General features: G+C 37.5%; 15 protein-coding genes and 1 tRNA gene. 5 read left to right on the top strand and 11 right to left on the bottom strand.

Translation table 11 applies throughout. The features are described from left to right. Nucleotides 1–4: 4 nt before the first annotated feature. Nucleotides 5–1,957, bottom strand: a complete 1,953-nt coding sequence (locus J4Q03_RS14710) for a TonB-dependent receptor plug domain-containing protein (RefSeq protein ID WP_426048894.1) — start codon at nucleotides 1,955–1,957, stop codon at nucleotides 5–7. A 498-nt stretch (nucleotides 1,958–2,455) separates the two neighbouring features. Between J4Q03_RS14710 and uvrA the strand changes: the two genes are divergently transcribed. The 3 genes from uvrA (at nucleotide 2,456) to J4Q03_RS14695 (ending at nucleotide 6,692) form a co-directional block, all read left to right on the top strand. Continuing rightward, nucleotides 2,456–5,248 carry an excinuclease ABC subunit UvrA gene (uvrA, locus tag J4Q03_RS14705; RefSeq protein ID WP_426048893.1) on the top strand — a complete coding sequence of 931 codons (2,793 nt, stop codon included), beginning with the start codon at nucleotides 2,456–2,458 and terminating at the stop codon, nucleotides 5,246–5,248. A gap of 222 nt (nucleotides 5,249–5,470) precedes the next feature. Next, entirely contained in the window at nucleotides 5,471–6,235 is a 765-nt protein-coding gene (locus tag J4Q03_RS14700) for an alpha/beta hydrolase family protein (protein WP_426048892.1), read from the top strand. A gap of 385 nt (nucleotides 6,236–6,620) precedes the next feature. Next, nucleotides 6,621–6,692, top strand: a tRNA-Arg gene (locus tag J4Q03_RS14695). A 101-nt stretch (nucleotides 6,693–6,793) separates the two neighbouring features. On the opposite strand, the gene J4Q03_RS14690 is transcribed toward J4Q03_RS14695, so the two are convergent. From J4Q03_RS14690 to J4Q03_RS14675, 4 genes are all read right to left on the bottom strand, one after another. Further along, nucleotides 6,794–7,621 carry a hypothetical protein gene (locus J4Q03_RS14690; protein WP_426048891.1) on the bottom strand — a complete coding sequence of 276 codons (828 nt, stop codon included), beginning with the start codon at nucleotides 7,619–7,621 and terminating at the stop codon, nucleotides 6,794–6,796. A 106-nt stretch (nucleotides 7,622–7,727) separates the two neighbouring features. Then, entirely contained in the window at nucleotides 7,728–8,642 is a 915-nt protein-coding gene (locus J4Q03_RS14685) for a helix-turn-helix domain-containing protein (protein ID WP_426048890.1), read from the bottom strand. Nucleotides 8,643–8,726: 84 nt separating this feature from the next. Beyond that, nucleotides 8,727–9,524: an SDR family oxidoreductase gene (locus J4Q03_RS14680; RefSeq protein ID WP_426048889.1), complete on the bottom strand. Its 798-nt coding sequence runs from the start codon at nucleotides 9,522–9,524 to the stop codon at nucleotides 8,727–8,729. A gap of 233 nt (nucleotides 9,525–9,757) precedes the next feature. Then, complete coding sequence (locus J4Q03_RS14675; protein ID WP_426048888.1) at nucleotides 9,758–10,819, bottom strand: 3-oxoacyl-ACP synthase III family protein; 1,062 nt, start codon at nucleotides 10,817–10,819, stop codon at nucleotides 9,758–9,760. A gap of 241 nt (nucleotides 10,820–11,060) precedes the next feature. Between J4Q03_RS14675 and J4Q03_RS14670 the strand changes: the two genes are divergently transcribed. After that, entirely contained in the window at nucleotides 11,061–14,405 is a 3,345-nt protein-coding gene (locus tag J4Q03_RS14670; RefSeq protein ID WP_426048887.1) for a DEAD/DEAH box helicase, read from the top strand. Nucleotides 14,406–14,517: 112 nt separating this feature from the next. Here the strand turns inward: J4Q03_RS14670 and J4Q03_RS14665 are convergent, their stop codons facing one another. The 5 genes from J4Q03_RS14665 to J4Q03_RS14645 form a co-directional block, all read right to left on the bottom strand. Then, complete coding sequence (locus tag J4Q03_RS14665; RefSeq protein ID WP_426048886.1) at nucleotides 14,518–15,816, bottom strand: T9SS type A sorting domain-containing protein; 1,299 nt, start codon at nucleotides 15,814–15,816, stop codon at nucleotides 14,518–14,520. 198 nt (nucleotides 15,817–16,014) lie between these two features. Continuing rightward, nucleotides 16,015–16,515, bottom strand: a complete 501-nt coding sequence (locus J4Q03_RS14660; protein ID WP_426048885.1) for an endonuclease V — start codon at nucleotides 16,513–16,515, stop codon at nucleotides 16,015–16,017. A gap of 12 nt (nucleotides 16,516–16,527) precedes the next feature. After that, nucleotides 16,528–16,890, bottom strand: coding sequence for a glyoxalase (locus J4Q03_RS14655; protein WP_426048884.1), 363 nt, complete (start codon nucleotides 16,888–16,890; stop codon nucleotides 16,528–16,530). Continuing rightward, entirely contained in the window at nucleotides 16,887–17,336 is a 450-nt protein-coding gene (locus tag J4Q03_RS14650) for a GNAT family N-acetyltransferase (protein WP_426048883.1), read from the bottom strand. Before J4Q03_RS14650 ends, J4Q03_RS14655 begins: the two co-directional genes overlap by 4 nt. Nucleotides 17,337–17,579: 243 nt before the next feature. After that, a complete protein-coding gene (locus J4Q03_RS14645) occupies nucleotides 17,580–18,623 on the bottom strand; it encodes a M28 family metallopeptidase (RefSeq protein ID WP_426048882.1) in 1,044 nt (347 codons plus the stop codon). An 88-nt stretch (nucleotides 18,624–18,711) separates the two neighbouring features. On the opposite strand from J4Q03_RS14645, the gene J4Q03_RS14640 reads away from it, so the two are divergent. Beyond that, on the top strand, nucleotides 18,712–19,851 hold the full coding sequence (locus J4Q03_RS14640) for an aminotransferase class I/II-fold pyridoxal phosphate-dependent enzyme (RefSeq protein WP_426048881.1): 1,140 nt from the start codon (nucleotides 18,712–18,714) through the stop codon (nucleotides 19,849–19,851). Here the strand turns inward: J4Q03_RS14640 and gwsS are convergent. Beyond that, the gene (gwsS, locus tag J4Q03_RS14635) at nucleotides 19,846–20,937 is read right to left on the bottom strand and encodes a grasp-with-spasm system SPASM domain peptide maturase (protein ID WP_426048880.1); all 1,092 of its coding nucleotides are present in this window, start codon (nucleotides 20,935–20,937) and stop codon (nucleotides 19,846–19,848) included. The two genes, J4Q03_RS14640 and gwsS, sit on opposite strands and share 6 nt — an antisense overlap. Nucleotides 20,938–20,945 lie beyond the last annotated feature (8 nt).

Here is a 20,945-nt window from a genome sequence, read left to right as displayed (position 1 = left end):
ACGTTTATTTAATATTGATCGTATAGGAGAAGCCTAAATGGAACCAACGCTGAGGCATTTCAACTCCAAAAGCTTCCGTATATTTTGTATTCGTCAAGTTATTGATCAGCACATATACTGAAAAGTCTTTTTTCGCGAAGCTCAGTTTCTCATCAAGGAGATTATAACTTCCGAGATTCAGTCTTTCATTATACCTGTAAACCAGCTCATTGGTGAAATAATTTAAAAATCTGGTTTCAAGCTTCGCAACAACCTGATGTTTCAGATTATCAAGAATATACCTTGAAACGAACTCATTAGACTCACTTATTTTACTGTCCAGATAGGTATATCCTGCTGTATATTTCAGCCAGTCAAAAAGCCTGTGGCTCAATTCCGCCTCAATTCCTTTGGTATCTATTTTTCCTACATTCTGGGCATACCATACAGGAGCATTAACATCCTTCTTCGTCCAGTCGATGGAATTTTCAGAATTCCTCATAAATCCACTGATCTTGGCCAATATCCTGCTGTTTTGATACTGATATCCAATTTCAGATGAAACTGCATTTTCAGGAAGCAGATCTGGATTTCCCTGTTCTGTTTTGCTTACATAATAAAGATCTGTAAATGTGGGAACTCTGTGAACTCTGGCAATATTTCCATAAATTTTATTATTCTGATTGAAATTATATCCTACATCCAGACCAGGATAGAAAAAATTTCCTTCTTTGGAGTAATTAGCCCAGGAAATCCCAGGACTGATGTTCAGCTTTTTATTCAGTAATGAAAAATGATGCTCAAAGAAAACCTGTGAGACAAAACGGTTTCTTTCTCCCAGATTATTACTGGCCAGAAATTCTTTCCTTAGCTCAACACCTACTCCTGTAGTCCCCAATCCCCACTGGTAGCTGGAATTCACTTCCCCGCCTGCATTGTTCCCGATATGCATATTTCTGTAACCATCCGGCTTATTCCTGTCATATAGATACATGTCCTGCCCTCTTCTCCAATATACATTCGAACTAAGGTTCAAATGACCAAACTTTTGCTGATGTGATAAACTTACAATGGAAGCCTGCGTTTCTTCATATTGTTCAGTAGCACTTTTAGACGCATAAAAACCGTTAGCTCCAAATTTCTTTTCAGAAAAGCCGGCCTGCAGCTTCAAATCACCGTTTTTAATGTTCAGTTTGCTTTGGTAGAAAACATTCCGGATCTCATAATCCGTATTGTGCATGTATCCTTGTGATGAGGCAGAATTAGCCTGAAGTGAATTAGAGAATTTTTCATTTCCCAGCTGCGCATTGAATCCGAAGCCGTAGGTTTCGTAATCTCCGCCTTCAGCACTTATCTTCACCCGCTTTCCGGGAGTTGTCTTGGTAATGATATTAATGACACCGGCATAAGCATTCTGGCCGAATCTTCGGGCGGCCGGACCTTTGATGATCTCTATTCTTTCCACATCATCCATATCTACCGGTATATTCATAGAGTTGTGTCCGGTCTGGGAATCATTCATTCTGATGCCGTTCAGCAACAGCAATACCTGCTCAAATGAACTTCCCCGGAAGCCTATATCACTTTGTACACCATTGGCGCCTCTCCTTCTGATGTCCATTCCCGGAACCTGCTGAAGAACCTCGTCAATACTTTTTGCAGGAGAATTGGCAATATCTTCTTTTGTAATAACCGTAATATTCTGATTGGCATTTTTATAAGGTGTAGAAATAAACTTTCCCTGAAATTCAATACTTTCAATATCCGTAGTCTTTTCCTGTGCATGAGCGCAGAGCATTGAACCTAATAAAAATATACTTCCAATCTTTTTGATCATAATCGTTCCCGTTTTGTTTTGAGTCAGTTTCTTAATATCGAGCCCAAAAGTAAGGGAGTTCCTGAAGAAAGACAAATGATAGTTATCATAAAAAAAGATGCAGTAGGGATATACTGCATCTTTTGAGGGGAGTAACTTCATCTTTTTCTCATTAAATGTGTAACAAGATCTCTGAATAACTTTCTCATTTCTATATTACATATTTATGAATACAATTTTAACTAATTTTAAAATACAAAACAAGAGCAAAATGAAAAAACATAATGAAAATCATAAATTATTTTTCAATTTTATAATTATGAAATGATTAATATAATCTCATGGCTGCTAATGGCTTACGCTCTTGTTTTTTTCCGGCTATAATGAGGAAATATTTTTCTTTTTTTGTTTTATATAGTTAATATAATTCTATCACAGCAAATATTTAAACATCTTATTTTCAGTAAAATTTTGTAATTTTGTGGGTCTTAATTTTGCGATGAAAATAATCTCTCTTTCCATACTTTACAGGCATTTTATATGCTGAATTCCTGGACGGATATAAAACAGTTTGTCAGACAGCAGAATTTACGGCAAGAGACTGCCACACTGACCACAGATAATTCTCTCAGTCAGTATATACTTTTTATGAAATAAAACATGACTAAAACAGTAGAAATAGATATAAAAAAACAGATTTTCGTTAAGAATGCCCATCTTAACAATCTGAAACATATAGATGTTCTGATTCCGAAAAACAAACTGATCGTCATTACGGGAGTTTCCGGAAGCGGAAAATCTTCCCTGGCATTTGACACTATTTATGCAGAAGGACAGAGAAGGTATGTAGAAAGTTTAAGTTCCTATGCACGTCAGTTTTTGGGCAAACTGGAAAAACCCAAAGTGGATGACATTAAAGGGCTTGCTCCTTCTATTGCCATTCAGCAGAAAGTAATTTCTTCCAATCCCCGTTCTACGGTGGGAACTTCCACGGAAATCTATGATTATATGAAACTTCTTTTTGCAAGAATCGGGAAAACTTTTTCTCCGGTTTCAGGTGAAGAAGTGAAAAAGGATTCCGTTTCTGACGTGATCGATTTTATTAAGGCTTCAAAAAAAGACACTTCGTTTTTATTGACAGCTCCTTTGGAATATGATGCAGATAATTTTAAGGAAGCGCTGAATGTTTTAAAGCTTGCAGGTTTCACAAGACTTGAGATCAACGGTAATGTAGCCGGTATTGAAGACCTGGAAAGCTTCGGTTTTACTCCTGAAAAGGGGATGATCATTAATCTTGTAATCGACCGTTTTTCTTATGAAGAAGACGAAAGTTTCCTTCAAAGGCTGGCAGATTCTATCCAAATGGCATTTTATGAAGGTCATGGCTATTGTTCACTGAAAAATCCGGATACCGGAAAAGTAAAAGAATTTTCCAATAAATTTGAGCTGGATGGCATGGAGTTCCTTGAACCGAATGTTCATTTTTTCAGTTTCAACAACCCATACGGAGCATGTCCGGCATGTGAAGGATACGGAAAAGTGATCGGAATAGATGAAGATCTGGTTATTCCCAATAAAACACTATCCGTTTATGAGGATGGAGTGGTTGCCTGGAGAGGTGAAAGCATGAGTGAGTGGAAAAAAGCATTCATTAAAAAAGCTGGAGACTTCCCTATCCACAAACCTTACCATCAGCTGACCAAAGAACAGAAAAACTTCCTGTGGAAAGGAGACGGTAAAAGCAGTTTTCCTTCTATCAATAATTTCTTCAAAATGCTTGAAGAAAACCTGTATAAGATCCAGTACCGCGTTATGCTTTCCCGATACAGAGGGAAAACACTATGCCCTACCTGTGAAGGCCTGAGACTGCGGGAAGAAACAAGCTGGGTAAAAGTGAACGGACACAATATCCAGTCCATGATCGAGCTTCCATTGGATGAATTATATCCTTTAATAGACGGGCTGAAGCTTTCCGAACATGATCAGGATGTTGCCAAAAGATTATTGTACGAAATCAAAACACGTATCGAGTTTTTACTAAAAGTAGGTTTAGGCTATTTAACCCTGAACAGGACCTCCAATACCCTTTCCGGTGGTGAAAGCCAGAGAATTAATCTTGCTACAAGCTTAGGAAGTTCCCTGGTAGGCTCCATCTATATCCTGGATGAACCTTCTATCGGACTTCACTCAAGAGATACGGAAAACCTGATCGGAGTTTTAAAAAACCTCCGTGATCTGGGAAATACCGTGATTGTCGTTGAACACGATGAGGATGTTATGAAAGCTGCTGACTACATCATCGATATTGGTCCGGAAGCAGGTTATCTTGGTGGTGAACTGGTATTTGCCGGAGATTATAATGATCTTAAAAATGCGGATACCCTTACTTCAAAATATTTAACCGGAAGAATGGAAATTGAAGTTCCTAAAAAGCGCAGAAAAGCTAAGGAATGGATCCATATCAAGGGGGCAAGACAGAATAATCTGAAAAATATAGATGTAGATGTTCCTTTGGAAAGCCTTACCGTAATCTCTGGTGTTTCCGGAAGCGGAAAGTCTACACTGATGAAGGAAATTTTAACCAATGACATCCAGATTCAACTTGGAATGGGTGGAAAAAAAGGAGATTATGATTCTGTAGAATTTCCAAAAAAACTGATTAAAAATATTGAACTGATCGACCAGAACCCAATCGGTAAATCTTCACGTTCCAATCCGGTAACCTACCTGAAAGCGTATGATGACATCAGGGATCTTTTTGCCAAGCAGAAAGTTTCAAAAATGATGGGTTATAAGCCCAAGCACTTCTCTTTTAACGTAGATGGCGGAAGATGTGATGAATGTAAAGGGGAAGGCGTGATCAATGTTTCCATGCAGTTCATGGCAGACATTGAGCTTGAATGTGAAGTGTGTAAAGGAACGCGTTTTAAAAACGAGATCCTGGAAGTGAAATTTGATGAAAAAAGCATTTCCGATATTCTTCATATGACGGTGGATGAAGCTTTGGAATTCTTTAAAGACAATAATGAAGAAAAGATCGTTACAAAACTGAGACCGCTTCAGGAAGTTGGATTAGGCTATCTGCAGCTGGGACAAAGCTCTTCTACCCTTTCCGGCGGTGAAGCACAGCGTGTAAAACTGGCTTCATTCCTTGTGAAAGGAGTTACTACTGACAAAACCCTGTTTATTTTTGATGAACCTTCTACAGGACTTCATTTTCATGATATCCAGAAGTTACTGAAATCCCTGCAGGCACTGATTGATCTTGGCCATTCGGTAATTGTTATTGAACATCAGCCGGATATTATCAAATCTGCGGATTATATTATAGATATTGGCCCTGAAGCCGGGAAATATGGTGGTGAAGTTGTTTTTGCAGGTACTCCGGAAGATCTTGCCAAAGATAAAAAATCGCACACCGCGAAATACATCAAGGAAAAACTTGAAAGCTAATAATAATAGAGAGTCGTTTATTGGCTCTCTATTTTTTTTAACCACAAAAGAAATAAAAGTTTTTGACACTTAAGTGATTTAATATTGCTACTTTGTGAATAAGGAGTTCCCTTAAGTTTTAATAAAAATCAAAGATTTTTGTATTGAATCTCTAAAACTTTGGAATCAAATGCTATTCACTTCATTCGCTGATTTTTCACCTTTTCAATCTGATTAAACAACATGAACTATAAAATTCTATCTGCTCTTCTTCTTATTCTGTCATTATTCAGCTGTACATCTAAAAAAATGATCAATTCAGATCAAGCTTATGAAACAAAACGGGATACGCTGACCTTATTTGATAAAAGCCGGAACCGGAAGATCCCTGTTGCCTTGTACACGCCTAAAACAGAGAAAGGTATTCCCGGGCAAAAGGTGGTTATTTTCAGTCATGGCTATGGTGCCAATAAAGGCGGTGATTATTTTCTTTATTCTTATTTAACTGAAGCACTGGCATCAAAAGGATATTTTACAGTAAGCATTCAGCATGAACTTCCAACCGATGAACTGATTCCAATGGAAGGAAAACCGCAGATTGTAAGGATGCCTTTCTGGGAAAGAGGGGCCGAAAATATTTTATTTGTTTTGAACGAGCTTAAAAAGACCAGGCCGGATCTTGACTATAAACATCTGACATTGATTGGCCATTCCAACGGTGGAGATATGACCGCTTTATTTGCCAGCAAGCATCCTGAACTTGTCTATAAAATTATTACCATGGACAACCGGAGAATGTATCTTCCAAGAACTTCCCATCCTAAAATATACACCCTGCGTTCTAATGATTATCCCGCTGATAAAGGCGTTCTTCCATCACCTGAAGAACAGGTAAAATACCACATCACAGTACAATCTACCGATATCAACCACGGGCATATGGACAATAAAGGAAGCGAAAAAGAGAAAACTACGCTGAAAAACACCATCTTAAAATATACTGAATAACAATCACTTACAAACTTATCCACATTAAATTGTGGATAAGTTGTGAATTTTAACATTAAATTCATGTTTCGTATTAAAAATTGTGCTACATTTACTATGTAATACAACTGAAATGAAATCATTTTTTGCTTTTTTCAGCTTTGAAATTGCAATTAAATTTGAAATAAAAATTTAAGCACAGCATTGTCGGCTGTGCTTTTTTATTGTTGTCTAATTAAAAAAATGAGATGTATTTATCTACTGGATCCGCTTCTAAAGAGCGGATTCTTTTTTTGCCTCTATTCAGTTCCTGTCATGAATGATTCTTAATAAATTATTTTAAAAACCGTAATTATTAGAAAATTTTTATTTATTTAAATTAATTAGTATTTTTATTTCTTCCAAAGGCCTCATAGTTCAACGGATAGAATAGAAGTTTCCTAAACTTTAGATCCAGGTTCGATTCCTGGTGAGGCCACAAGTGCAAATAAACAATATATAATACCGGCAGCCCTGCTATATTTGCCGTAATTGTATGTAAACCTTAAAGCCTGGCAAGTAGTTGCTCGTCCGACTTTATTATTTTTCAGGTATTTTCATTACATTTATAAAATCCTTCCGCATTACTTTAGTCATGTGTTTTGCGATTGTAGTGTCAGGCCAGAGGAGACGGGCGCCGACAGCAGAATAATCTCCGGCACTACTGCAACTTGAGTATGCAAAACCTTCTCCCCCGCCAGCTTCATCACTTAGATGACACATTGCTTCATATTTGTGCTGATATACATTCCGGTCATAGTTATTGAAGTCAATTATTTCACCATTCCATACAGCTTTATTTGCTTTCCATAATCTGAACATAGAGATGGCGGCCTCTCTATCTTCCTTAGCGTATGCGGATACATCAGGTTCCAGATCAGGATCTACAGTAAGGATGTTACAGATATCCTCGTAGCTGTTGATTTCTGACTTAAAATTCACTGCACTTAGTTTTAATGACTCATTATCCGTTTTTATTATTTTCTCAGGTATTTTCATCGTATTCATAAAATCCAGCTGCATGACCTTAGTAACGTGTTGAGCTATGGTAACGCCAGGCCAAAGGAGACGGGCACCGGCATGGCTTCTGCTGCTGACAGGACGGTAGGTAAAGTACATGAAACCCGAGTCCGGATCAACTTCATCACCCAGATCAAACAAAATCTCGAACTTCTCCTGATTATCATTATTGAAATCAATCATTTCACCATTCCATGCCGCCTTATTTGCGTTCCACAATCTGAAGAGGGAAACAGCAGCCTTTTGATCCTCTTCATCATACGCAGATACATCTGGTTTCAGGTCAGGATCTATGTTCAGTATTTTACAAATATCCTCATAGCTGTTCACTTCCGATTCGAAATTCATTTTTTAATTAGCTTAATGGTTAGTCTGTTTTTTCTCCTATTAGAATTAGATTAGTCAGCCCGAATTATTTATAATTACGGCATATTAATCACCTCTGAAATATACCTCAGTTAAACAGCTGCCTGTAACTTAAAGGAGTTTTTTCTGTTTTCTTTTTAAACAGTTTATTAAAGGACTGCGGATGCTCAAATCCTAAAGCATACGCTACTTCTGACACCGAAAAGCTTGTTGCGGTAAGATATTCCTTAGCTTTTTCGATCAGTTTTTCATGAATATGCTGCTGGGCATTCTGTCCCGTAAGATTCCGGAGCATATCACTCAGGTAATGGGGTGAAAGGTTCATTTGTGAGGCCAGGAATTCTACAGTGGGAAGTCCTTTGGTTAATGTTTCCTGCCTGTTGAAATAATTGTCCAGTATCAGCTCCATTTTAGATAAAAGATCACTGTTCACTGCTTTTCTTGTGATAAACTGTCTTTTATAAAAACGGTTGCTGTAATTCAGCAGAACCTCGATATAGGAAACAATAACATCCTGGCTGATTTCATCAATCGCTGTATTCAGTTCATTTCGGATATTGTCCAGCAATCCGGTTATGGTGGTTTTTTCCTGGTCAGACAGATGCAGCGCCTCATTGGTGTCATAGGAAAAGAAACCGAATTTTCTGATATTCCTGGCCAACGGATAAGTCCGTATAAAATCCGGATGTACCAGAAGTGTATAGCCACAATATTCTGCATCCGAATCTGTAGAAAGAATCTGTCCCGGCGCCGTGAACATCATGCCTCCTTCATTGAAATCGTAATATCCCTGCCCATATCCCATCTTTCCATGTTCAGAAAATTTATACGAAATCTTATAAAAATTCAGATGAAAGCTTCTGTTCAGCAATTCTTTTTTAACAATCATTTTTGTGTTATCTACCAGGCTTACCAATGGATGAAGCGGTTTGGGAAGTTTCAGTAGGTCATGAAGCTCTGATATGGACGAAATTTTCATCGGTGTATTATCTTTCTTTTCCATGATATAAATGTATTAAATATTTAGCTTAAAGAACAAAACAGCACAAATAAGGCTATTCATGCTGTCCTAATATTTTAAATTATCTTAGATGAACTGTTTCCCGAACTGCTCTCTGAAATTTTCATCTCCCAGTTCAAGACGCTGTGCATATAATGCTTTTGCATCTTCTCCGGCTACATATCTCAACTGTTTCTTACCGTCTGTAGCTGCTTCATAAACAACTTCTGCAATCTGTTCCGGTGTAGAAGCCGCTTCCATCATTCCTTCCATGCTGGAAAAAAGTGAATTGGAAATTTCTTCGTAGGCCGGACTTGTTGCTGAATCTAATGAACGGCTTACAAAATCAGTTTTAATACCTCCGGGAGATACTGTTTTTATATCGATCCCGAATTTGTTCAATTCATAAGCTAAACTTTCACTCCACCCTTCCAGAGCCCATTTGGTAGCATGATAAGTTGAACCCAAAGGAAATGCAATCAAACCTCCGATTGAAGTGGTGGTAATAAACATCCCGTTCTTTTTCTCTCTGAAATAGGGAATAAAAGTCTGTGTTACACGGATCACCCCGAGAAGATTGGTATCCAGCTGTTTTAAGATCTGTTCATCTTTTAAGGCTTCCAGAGGACCAATAAGCCCGTATCCTGCATTATTAAAGACTACGTCCACATGACTTAGCTCAAGAGCCTTATTAATGGTTGATTTTATCTGCTCCAGATTGGTAACATCCAAAGGAAGCAGGGTTACATTTTCCAAAGCAGCAAGTTCTGAAGCAGCTTCAGGATTTCTCATCGTTGCAATAACGTTCCAGCCTCTGCTTTGAAATAATTGGGCAGTCGCTTTTCCTAATCCTGTAGAAGCGCCTGTTATAAAAATTGTTTTCATTTTGTTCTGTATTAAATTAACAGGACAAAGGTCAGCATTAGAATAAAGGCGGGAGTTGCCAAATTGGATGAACGTGTATCCAAAATGGATTTTAATTTTTTGGGAAGAAATACAAAAGATAATCTCAAATAAATAATAAGGCCCAGATCATAAAAATCTGAGCCTTTTTTCAAAAAAGAAAAAGATTAAGCAGCTAAATATTGAAACTGCTACTTCTCCTTCAGTAAGTTATCTTAAAATTTATAGACAAATGAATTGATATTCATCCCTGCTCCCACAGAGGCAAATAAAACCACATGTCCTTCTTTTATTTCGTGGGAAGGAAGTTCTCCGTTCAGGATCATTGTAAGCAGCGTTGGAATGGTAGCCACACTGCTGTTCCCTAATTTATCAATCACCATCGGCATGATATTCTCAGGCATTGGCAGATCATAAAGCTGATAAAAACGTTTTACAATGGCTTCATCCATTTTCTCATTAGCCTGATGGATGATAATTTTATCGAGCTGATCTATAGAATATCCGCTTGCTTCCAGACACTTCTTCATGGCATCCGCCACATTGACAAGAGCAAATTCATAGATTTTCCTGCCTTCCATTTTGATATATTTCGTATCAGGGCAGCTTTCGTTATTGTAGGATTTACCAAAGAAAAGGTAGTCTTTTTCATTCAGAGTATATGAAGCCGATAAATGGGACTGTATCCCTTGATCATCATCTTCACTGATTTCCATGATAACGGCTCCTGCACCGTCCGCATAGATCATACTGTCTCTGTCGTGAATATCAACTACTCTGGAAAGTGTTTCTGCACCAATAACAAGGCAGCGTTTTGCAATTCCTGATCTGATGAAGGCATTAGCCTGTATCACTCCTTCTATCCAGCCCGGACATCCGAAAAGAACATCATAAGCTACACAGAAATTATTTTTGATTTTCAGAAGATGCTTTACTCTTGAAGCCAGACTTGGAACACTGTCCGACTGAACAGTGCCAAAGCGGACATCTCCAAAATTGTGGGCAAATATAATGTAATCCAGTGTTTCCGGATCAATTTTTGAATTTTCTATCGCTCTCTGTGCTGCAATCAGTCCCAGATCTGAAGTCACCTGTTGCTCAGATGCATATCTTCTTTCTTCTATGCCGGTAATTTCCTTGAGTTTTCTGGCAATAATATCATTCGCTTCCTTTAATGACTCCCCGTTTTTATTAATAAAATGATGCTTGTCAAAAAATAAATTTGTAATTGTTTCCGGCGGAATATAATTGCCGACTCCTATAATCTTGCTTGTCATTAAAAAAATAATTATAATCTTCTTAAATTCATTTGGTTTTTTTCATGAATTCAAATATTGTACAATAATAACGATAAAATATCTATTAATCGTATGATAAAATACAATTGAATATTTATATTGGTATTCAAAGCATAAAATGAAACGGCAACATTCCTCAGATTGCCGTCTACCATTAGTTTTTTACTTCATCATTAATATCTTAAATTGTTCGGGTCATTTTTTGTAAATTCGCGTGCTTATGACAGCCTATATTCTTGAAAATACAAGCATCAGTATACTTTCTGTGTATGATCTTCTGAAACATACTTCCGGCAGTGCATTTCTGGAGAGCAGAGATTTTCATGATATATACCCTGCTGCCATTGAAAACAATATTGGAGTTTTCACCAAAAGATCTCCTTTAAAAGATTTTCCGGAGGTTTCCGTCAGCCAGATAGGCAGTTCTATAGTAAGCACATGCACCTGCCGCAGTCCTAAGGACAAGCTTTGTGAGCATCAGGCAGAAATCATCCACTGTATTCTAGAAGAGAAAAAATTCAGGACTTTTTTTGATCCGTTCCTCCGTAAGAAACTATTTATTGCCAAAGCCAAAAGCTACGGCTTAGAAAATGAATCTGATCTTGATATCTATTTTGAACTTGGGTACGTTAATAACAACATCGAAGTACAGCCTAAGATCAGGGAAATGTTACCTATAGATGAGGATATTTTTAAACAGCAGCTTCTTCCCCAGCGTTCCTCAGTAATTGATGAATTGGCATTACAGGACAGTGGAAAAAGGAAAATACTGGTTATCGGAAGACACCGTTATTACAGTCATCTGAATTTTTCCCTTATGGAAGCTGAAACTACACAGGCAGGAAAGCTCAAAAATCCTGTACATCCTGTTGATGCCATGCAGCTTATCTGGAAAGCTGAAGAACCACAACATATTAAGTTCTATACTGCTGTTTCGGCGTTTCAGAATAATTATAATGAGGATTACAATACTGCAGAGCTGGAAGCCCTAAAGCTGATCGTGCAGAATCCGCTTGGGCTGGAAACTTATTATCATGACCGTGAACTGTCCGAAACTGTTTCATCAAAATCCCTTGTTCCTGTACATCTTGAAGTTTTACGGGCTGAAATTCAGCTTAGTGTATTTAAAAAAGAACCTTTTTATGAAGTTACAGGTGAACTTGAGTTCAATGATATTTCTGTTCCTTTTAAAAATGTAGCGATCAGGAATGAGTACTTTGTCTACAGCCGGAATACGTTCAGCTTTGTAAATGATCCTGATATGCTGAGGGTCATTAAGTTTTTTAAAGCCAATAATGAGATCCTGCTTGTTCATTCCTCAAAGTATGAAGCATTCATGAAGAATATCCTCTCTTCGCTGGAAGAGCGTATTCATATCAATTATAGCTATATACAGCCTGCAACACCAGTACAGCTTGAAGAGCAACGCCACCGTAATGAACGGATCATTTATCTTCGCCAACAGCGAAATTATGTGGTTTTAACGCCGGTTATGAAGTATGGGCAGGCGGAAGTTGCCGTCTATTCCAGAAAACAGCTTTTCGGAACAGATCAGAATGGAAATGTATTTAAAATTGACAGAAGTGATGCGGAAGAGGCCCGTTTTACGTCTCTCATCATGAAGCAGCACCCCGACTTTGAGGCACAGATGGACGGCTATGATTATTTTTATCTGCATAAAGATAAGTTTCTGGATCAGGACTGGTTTCTTGACGCTTTTGAAATATGGAGACGTGAAGGGGTGGTCATTCTTGGATTCAATGAGCTCAAAAACACCAAACTCAGCTCATACAAAGCAAAGGTCAATATCCAGATTACCAGCGGGCTGGATTGGTTCAATGCTCAATTAAAGGTAAGCTTCGGACAGAAAGATGCGGCTCTGAAACAGCTTCACCGTGCCATCCGCAACAGAAGTAAATTTGTACAGCTGGACGACGGCACGCTTGGAGTTCTTCCGGAAGAATGGATCAGCAGGATGAATGAATTTTTCCGGATCGGGGAAATTGATGCCGAAGACCTTAAAATTCCGAAAATCAATTTTACGGAAGTGTCTTCACTGTTTGAAAAAGATATTTTAAGCAGTGAGGTACAGGAAGAGCTCTCTTCTTATTCGCTGCAGTTTTCCTCTGTTAAAGACATTCCCCGAATCGATATACCTTCCGGCTTAAATGCTGAGTTAAGAGACTATCAGCATGACGGACTGAACTGGCTGAGCTTTTTGGACAGCTTTAATTTCGGCGGGTGCCTGGCAGATGATATGGGGCTTGGGAAAACACTTCAGGTGATCGCATTCATTCTGTCTCAACGGGAAAAGCGAGGCCATATTACCCATCTTGTGGTGGTTCCTACTTCCCTGCTCTTCAACTGGCAGGAAGAGATCAGCAAATTTGCTCCTTCAATAAAGCTAATGACTCATTATGGAGCTGAAAGGCTGAAAACAACAGTCCACTTTTCTGAATACGAGGTGGTACTTACCAGCTATGGAATGCTACTTTCGGATATCCGTTTTCTGAAAGATTTCCGTTTCAGTTATGTTTTCCTTGATGAATCCCAAACGATTAAAAATCCTAATTCAGAAAGATATAAAGCAGCCCGTCTGCTGAATTCAAGAAACAGAGTTGTTCTTACAGGAACTCCTATTGAAAACAATACTTTCGATCTTTACAGCCAGCTTTCTTTTGCATGTCCGGGACTTTTGGGAAGCAAGCAGTATTTTAAGGACATTTATGCTGTTCCTATTGATAAATTTGAATATGGTAAGCGTGCTCAGGAACTTCAGCAGAAAATAAGACCTTTTATTCTCCGCAGGACAAAAAAACAGGTTGCCAAAGAGCTTCCTGAAAAAACGGAGATGGTCATCTACTGTGAGATGGATACTGAACAGCGTAAAATCTATGATGCTTATGAAAAAGAGCTTCGTGAATTTATTGCCGCCAACGATGACGATGATCTGAATAAAAACAGCATGCATGTTCTGACTGGGCTTACCAGACTCAGACAGATCTGTAATTCTCCTGTCCTTTTAAAAGAAGGATATTCCGGCGATCATGCCGTGAAAATAGAAATACTGATGGAGCAGATCCAAAGTAAATCCAAAGATCATAAAATCCTAGTATTCTCCCAATTTGTAGAGATGCTGGATTTACTAAAAGCTGAACTTGAGCATAAAAAGATTCCTTTTGAATATCTTACCGGGCAAACCAAAAACAGGGGCAAAACCGTTAACAATTTCCAGGAGAATGAAGAAATCCGGGTATTCCTGATCAGTTTAAAAGCCGGCGGTGTAGGCCTTAATCTTACGCAGGCAGATTATATTTATCTGGTAGACCCATGGTGGAATCCTGCAGCGGAAAACCAGGCGATAGACCGCAGTTACCGGATCGGCCAGACTAAGAATGTGATTGCAGTCCGGCTCATCTGTTCAAATACTGTGGAAGAGAAAATTTTAAGTCTTCAGAAAAAGAAAAATGAGCTGGCCCAAAATCTGCTTCAGACTGACGGAACGGGCCTTCAGAAACTGTCAAAACATGATTTATTAGAAATACTGGAATCCAAACCGTTATAGGAAATTTCGTCATACAATATTCAGCTATATCTGCTCAAAAAACAAAACCGACAGATAGAATCTGCCGGTTAAAAAAACAAAAATTGATATGGATATGATTAGATAAGTGTTCTTATTTTTTGATGATCTTTTCGGTGATGCTTTTTTTATCTTTGGTGTAGATTCTTATGAAATAAGTTCCAGGAGTAAAGCCGTTCATATTAACAACTCCGGATATCCCTTCCAAAAGTTTCTGTCCTGATATACTGTAAACTTCATATTTTTCGACCCCTTCTTCTGTTTTTAACATTACGGAACCTGATGTAGGATTGGGGTATAGTATTGCAGAAGATTTCTTCGTTACCTCCGATGTAGCCAGGTTTGATGCCTGTACATTTAAAGTATAGTCCTCCACCTGACCAATAAACCATCCTGAAGGACATGGCAGATTTTCCAGTGTTCCCATCCATGAACTGGATTCGTAAGCTTTCACAATTCTGAATCGGGTCTCTCCCAGCATGGCATCCGCAGGAATTGTAATTGTTCCGGACGTTATTCCCGACTGTTTGCCGGGAACAGGATCAGAATTATCCAGATACCCTAAATTAAATACCTCGTTCGGATCAAAAACATTATTGTGATTAAGATCAATGTAAGCATAAGCTGATACGGTTGTCTGCCCCTGAGTTCCCCCCGTCACGGTTATCGGATATGAATGGCCTCTGTTCACGTTGAAAACCGTAGCTGTAAAATTTTCCACTGCATCTGAAGTCCCGTTTATATGACTTTCGTTGGAAATTCCTGTAAATTCTACTTTTGTAATTTCGCTGACAGTTAAAGTCGTAACATTTTCAGCTCCACAGTATGGTGATGGGAAAGCCAAGTTGTTACCTGCAATATTGACAGTATAATCCTCGGTCTGCCCTGCCCGTAACCCGGCATCACATGCTGTATTGATGGAATTGGCTGCATTCGGGTCTGAATAGGCAGCTGTATTTGTATTTTTCAGCACTCTCATTCTTGTGGCTCCGGACACTGCATTCGCAGGAACTGTAATCGTTCCGTTTACTGTAAAAGCATCAAAAGGATTAGCTGCGGCCAGCCTGCCAATATAAAAGCTCTCTCCTGCATCGTAAAAATTACCGTTCCTGTTGAAATCAACAAATACCATGACATCGCTCGGAAAAGTACTGGAAGGCCCTTTTACAGAGATCTGGTAGCTGTTTCCGGTCTGAAGATCAGCAGACATTGAGGTAAAGTCTTCATAAACCTGAGCACTTCCTGATTGAGAAGTGGATGTATTGTTGATATTACCAAAACTAACATTGGTGATCATGTTGCTGTCTGCTCCATATTGGAATACCGGAGTACAGTACTGTGCATTCATCATCATATAGAATACTACGGCAGAAAGGGTAGATAATTTCTTCATTATTCCTTTATTTTCTTGAGACAAATTTATATTTATTTAGAATCAATAAAAATAAGAAACGAATGACATTTGTCACCTTTTGCAGAATAATTTAAAATTCAGGAAGGCATTTAAACTGAAGCTTCTGAAAACTAATGATATAGATATTTGATTATGTGAGAAATATCTGTGAAATTTACAGAACCTGTAAGCAAAACGTTAAGCCCGGGAAAGCTGATCCAGCTTTTTCAGCAGTGTTGGTATCCTGTGAGCTCCGGACATCTGCTCTACTTTAGGCAGTACTTCATCTACATCCGTTCCTTTTGCCGTGAGAAATAACGGAGTTTTGCTTTCTCCTCTTAGAACACTTCTTCTTTGGGAATCCGGCAAAGCAAAATTGTTCTTTGCAATTCCAATGATTGTATATTTTTGATCTAAGGCTTCATAGAGATATCCTCCAAGACCTATTTTACCGTCATCATCAAGGGTAACATAACCATCTACTATAATAATGTCTCCTTCTTTTAATTCAATTTTCTTTAATAAACTTAATATGCAGGGCAGCTCCCTCTTGTAGAAAGCACCACTTTCATATCCGGAGGAGACTTCAGTTTTTTCAGTATAAATATCAGACTCATTTTCTGAGGTCCAGTCCTCAAATGCAATACATACGGTATTTGCATGGTCCTCATCATAATAAGTATCAAAAGCGTAAATCATATTTTCTTTCTATTAAAAAAATTCACCGAAATGCCACAGAATCCCCGACGGATCATGTACAAAACATTCTTTTCCCCAATCCATCGTTCTTACAGGTGTAAGCTTTACTCTTTCATATTTTCCCGTAAGATCCAAAGTCTGAAGCTCCTTCCAGAAGTTGTCCGTGTTCTCTACTTCCATAAAGACCATGGTATTGTCTATCCAGTCTTTAGCATAATAATCCTGAAGATAGAATCCGGTTTCCTGCCTTTTAAAAAGGGACAATTTAGGTTCAAGGATCACTTCTTCAAAACCCAGATCTCTGTAAAAGTTTCTGCTTATTTCAAAATTTTCTGCCCCGATAAACGGCCTGATGGATTTTACTTGCTGGTTCATTGTTTTCTGTTTTTCCAGTGAGTATAGGTCATTTCAAATTTGATTTCACCTTTTCCGTGCATGCCAGTTTCCTGCCATCCGGACTTTCTGTAGAATGTTTCAGCTCTGGTCCCCGGTGCAGTTCCCAGCCAGACATTTTCTTTAGTCTGTTCAAAATACCAATCAAGCATACTATCGTGAAGTTGTTTTCCGATCCCGAGATTCTCAAAATCAGGATGCATAAAAAGGGCCCAGATATTATTTTCCTTCAGATCTACAATAGAAAAGCCTACGATCCGGGATTCTATCTCACCTACCCAGCCTTTTCCTCTTTGAAACAGAAACTCTTCACAGTCTGCGTCGGTTACCAACGTGGGATCAGAAAGCATATTCTCTTTTACAGAGTTTCTGACGATCTGGATCTGTGGAATATCTTCCTGTTTTGCTTCACGAATTGCTGTTGTCATCTGATTGTTTTTATGGTGTTTTTTATAAAGCGGGCTAAATTCCGTTCCTATTGAATATAAATTTTGATAAGATTGGTCAACGCAAAGGCAACACTTTATTTCCGTACTGTGTAAATGATTTTATCAGAAATAACATATTACTAAACACCTGCGTAAATTTCATAAACAATTGTTTTAATTTACTTTATCGCTTATTATTTAAAGTAATTTCCTTTACTCCTCTGCGTTGAACTAACCAATAATCTATTTTTTATCTACTACAATTCTTTCTGCTCTGTTGGCAATTTCCCAGGCAGTAGCAAAAACCAGCTGAGCTCTTTTTTCCAGCAATGGATAATCGATTTTTTCAGGATCATCGGTTGGTTTATGATAATCTTCATGAATACCGTCGAAGAAAAAGGCTACCGGAACATTATTCTTAGCAAAATTATAGTGATCTGAACGGTAGTACAGCTGTTCCGGATCAGCCGGATCATCATATTTATAGTTTAATTCTAAATTATTCGTCTTTTTATTGGCTGCTTCATTGATGACCTTAAGCTGAGAACTAAGCATTTCAGAACCAATTACATATACATACTGCTTTCCTCTGTTGGCAGCATCATCACGTCCAATCATATCAATATTAAGGTCAACTACAGTATTCGCAAGCGGAAATACCGGATTGCTTGTATAGTATTCAGATCCGAACAGACCATGCTCTTCTCCCGTTACATGTAAGAACAGAATTGATCTTTTTGGCCCGTTTCCTGCCTTTTTAGCTTCCTGAAAAGCTTTGGCAATCTGCATAACGGCTACCGTTCCACTTCCGTCATCATCGGCCCCGTTATAAACAACTCCGTTTTTAGTCCCAACATGATCATAATGTGCGGAAATCACTATAATTTCTTCAGGTTTCTCACTTCCTTCAATGAAAGCAAGAATATTTTCAGAGTCCGGAAGATTTCCTCCGCCTCTTTTCTGCATAAATTCGGCCGGAACCTTCTGGTAATAGGACCCCAATGTTTTTGGAGGAGTAATTCCCAAGCTCTTATAATAATTGATCATATACTCACCCGCTTTTTTCTGACCCGGACTTCCGGTATCTCTTCCTCCCATTTCATCAGAAGCAATGACATATAAGTTCTTCTTTAATTCATCAGCCTTAATAGTCTTATATGCAGAGAGAAAGGTTTTATCACCTTTTGCTACAGATGTAGATTGAGCTGAAGCACCTTCAGGAGATTTCACTGTTCCGCAGCTGACTACAATAGCCAGGCTCAACAACGGGATAAGTATTTTTTTCATTTGATAATAATTTGCTTAAAAATAACAAATTTTATTTAACCTTCAACGAATGCCTATTTTTCTTATATTTGATATAAATGCAATAGAGATGGAAAAAGTTTACGGATTTACACATTATTCCTTTTTCACAGGAATGTCTGAACTTGCCGCAAAACATAACAGTTTTGACCTGTCTTTAGGACTTCCTGATTTTGATATTGATGAACGGTTAAAATCATTTTTAAAGGAAGCTGTAGATAGCAACAAACATCAGTATGAGCCACTTGCGGGAAATCCCCTGCTCATTAACAATATCATTATTTATAACAAAGCACGTAAAAACAGCATCAGACTTAAAGAAAATGAGGTAACTATTGTTCCCTGCGCAACTTTTGCTTTAAATACAGCCCTTAAATCAATTCTGAATCAAGGAGATGAAGTTGTTATTATTCAGCCTTCTTATTATACTTACGGACCTTCTGTTGTTCAAAATGGCGGTATTCCTGTTTATTATGATCTTGATAATGATTTTACGATAAACTGGGAAAATTTTCAAAAATGTATTTCCGCAAAAACAAAAGCTGTTATCGTCAACTCACCTCAAAATCCTACAGGGACAATCTGGAAGCAAAATGACTGGAACCAGCTTTATGAACTGATAAAACATCAGGAAATCTACCTTATTTCTGAAGAAATCTATGACACATACTGCTACGACGGACTTGAACATTACAGTTCTTTTCTTCATCCTGAGCTGAGAAACAGGACCTTCTGTATATTTTCTTTTGGAAAAATGTTTCATACTTCCGGCTGGAAGGTGAGCTATTTACTTGCTTCAGAATGTCTTACCTCAAAATTCAGATGCCACCAGCAATATATTTCCTATAGTGCGAATGCTCCGGCCCAGTATGCTCTTGCCAAGTATCTGGAAGTATTTGATCCCTACGAAAACAGGAATGTAATGCAGCGAAAAAGAGATATATTTAATGAAATGATTGCATTTACACCTCTGGAAGCCATCAAAAAGGCTGAAGGAAGCGTATTTCAGATAGTTAATTTCAGGGATGTTTCTAAAACAATGACTGATGTAGAATTCTCAAAATGGTTAACAGTAGAGAAAGGAACAGCATGCCTCCCACTTTCTGCCTTTTATAATTCGCGGCAGAACTCTGATTATGTACGGTTCAGTTTTGCCAAAAAGGATGAACTGATCATCCAGGCTTTGGAACATCTGAGAAAGAATTTATAAAGTTTGTATTTTATAATAATTAATTGACTTCTGTTTAAATGGATTTTTACTCCAGTCTTCCCACTCTCCTGTATAGGGATCATATCCACACTTCAGAGGTTTTGAATTATGATCATCCGGCACTTCAGTGTATGCTCTACAATCGCTACAGACATATCTAAATTCACAATCTTTACAAGTACTAATCATATCTTTGTTTAAAGACCAAACATTTCTAAAGCTTTCGTTTTTATAAGCATCAAGAAGGGATATTTCATTAATATTTCCATAGGATTCTTTCATTGAAGGACAATTTTTAATATTACCATCAATATCTATAGATATTTTTCTGTTTAAACAGGAGTTATATAACTTATTTGACATAAATACTCCAATATTTTTCGGATTCAAAAATGTGGTTGAATTAATTATACCACAACTTGTACAGTCAATAATATTTTGTTTGATGTAATGTATGTATCCTACTGAAGGAAGTACATTTTCTAATTCATTTTTGAAGTATTCATTTATGGGTGCGTTATATAAAGTAAATGATAAATTTAAATAATCCTTACATATATTAAATAAACTATCATTTGATATACCTGAATTATATTTTAATATTATATGAATATTTCTGAAATCTTTGTTTTTTAAATATTTTAAAATATTTTGTAATTCTACTATTTGTATATCAGAGTAAAATCTTAATTCTATATATTGACAGCCTAATAAAAAAAGATTATTGGATATTTTTTCCATCTCATGGATTTTATCACTAAAATCGATAATACAATTTGTTATTTTATAAGGTGTATGCCAAACCTCTTCAATTTTTGGAAACAAAGAAATATCATCCACATAACAGGCATAGTCGTTATTTAATAAAAACTGTATAAAATTATAAAAGTCTTCCTGACTTTCAGGGTCAATACTTTTTGCTATAGTTGCAACACTGTTATTTGCAAATAAATCAATTAAATCAGCATATTCATTATCAAAAAATATCCAATCATTTTTTAATAAATCCAGAATCATAGTTCGGGTATGTCCTTTTACAAAAAAAACATTGGTATAGATAAGTAAGAAATTCTCTTTGTGAACCATATTAATCA

The organism is Chryseobacterium sp. NFX27, assembly GCF_049887855.1.
Taxonomy (GTDB): domain Bacteria; phylum Bacteroidota; class Bacteroidia; order Flavobacteriales; family Weeksellaceae; genus Chryseobacterium.
Note: the sequence above shows the minus strand (reverse complement) of the source record. Positions and strands in the feature narration are given on the sequence as shown.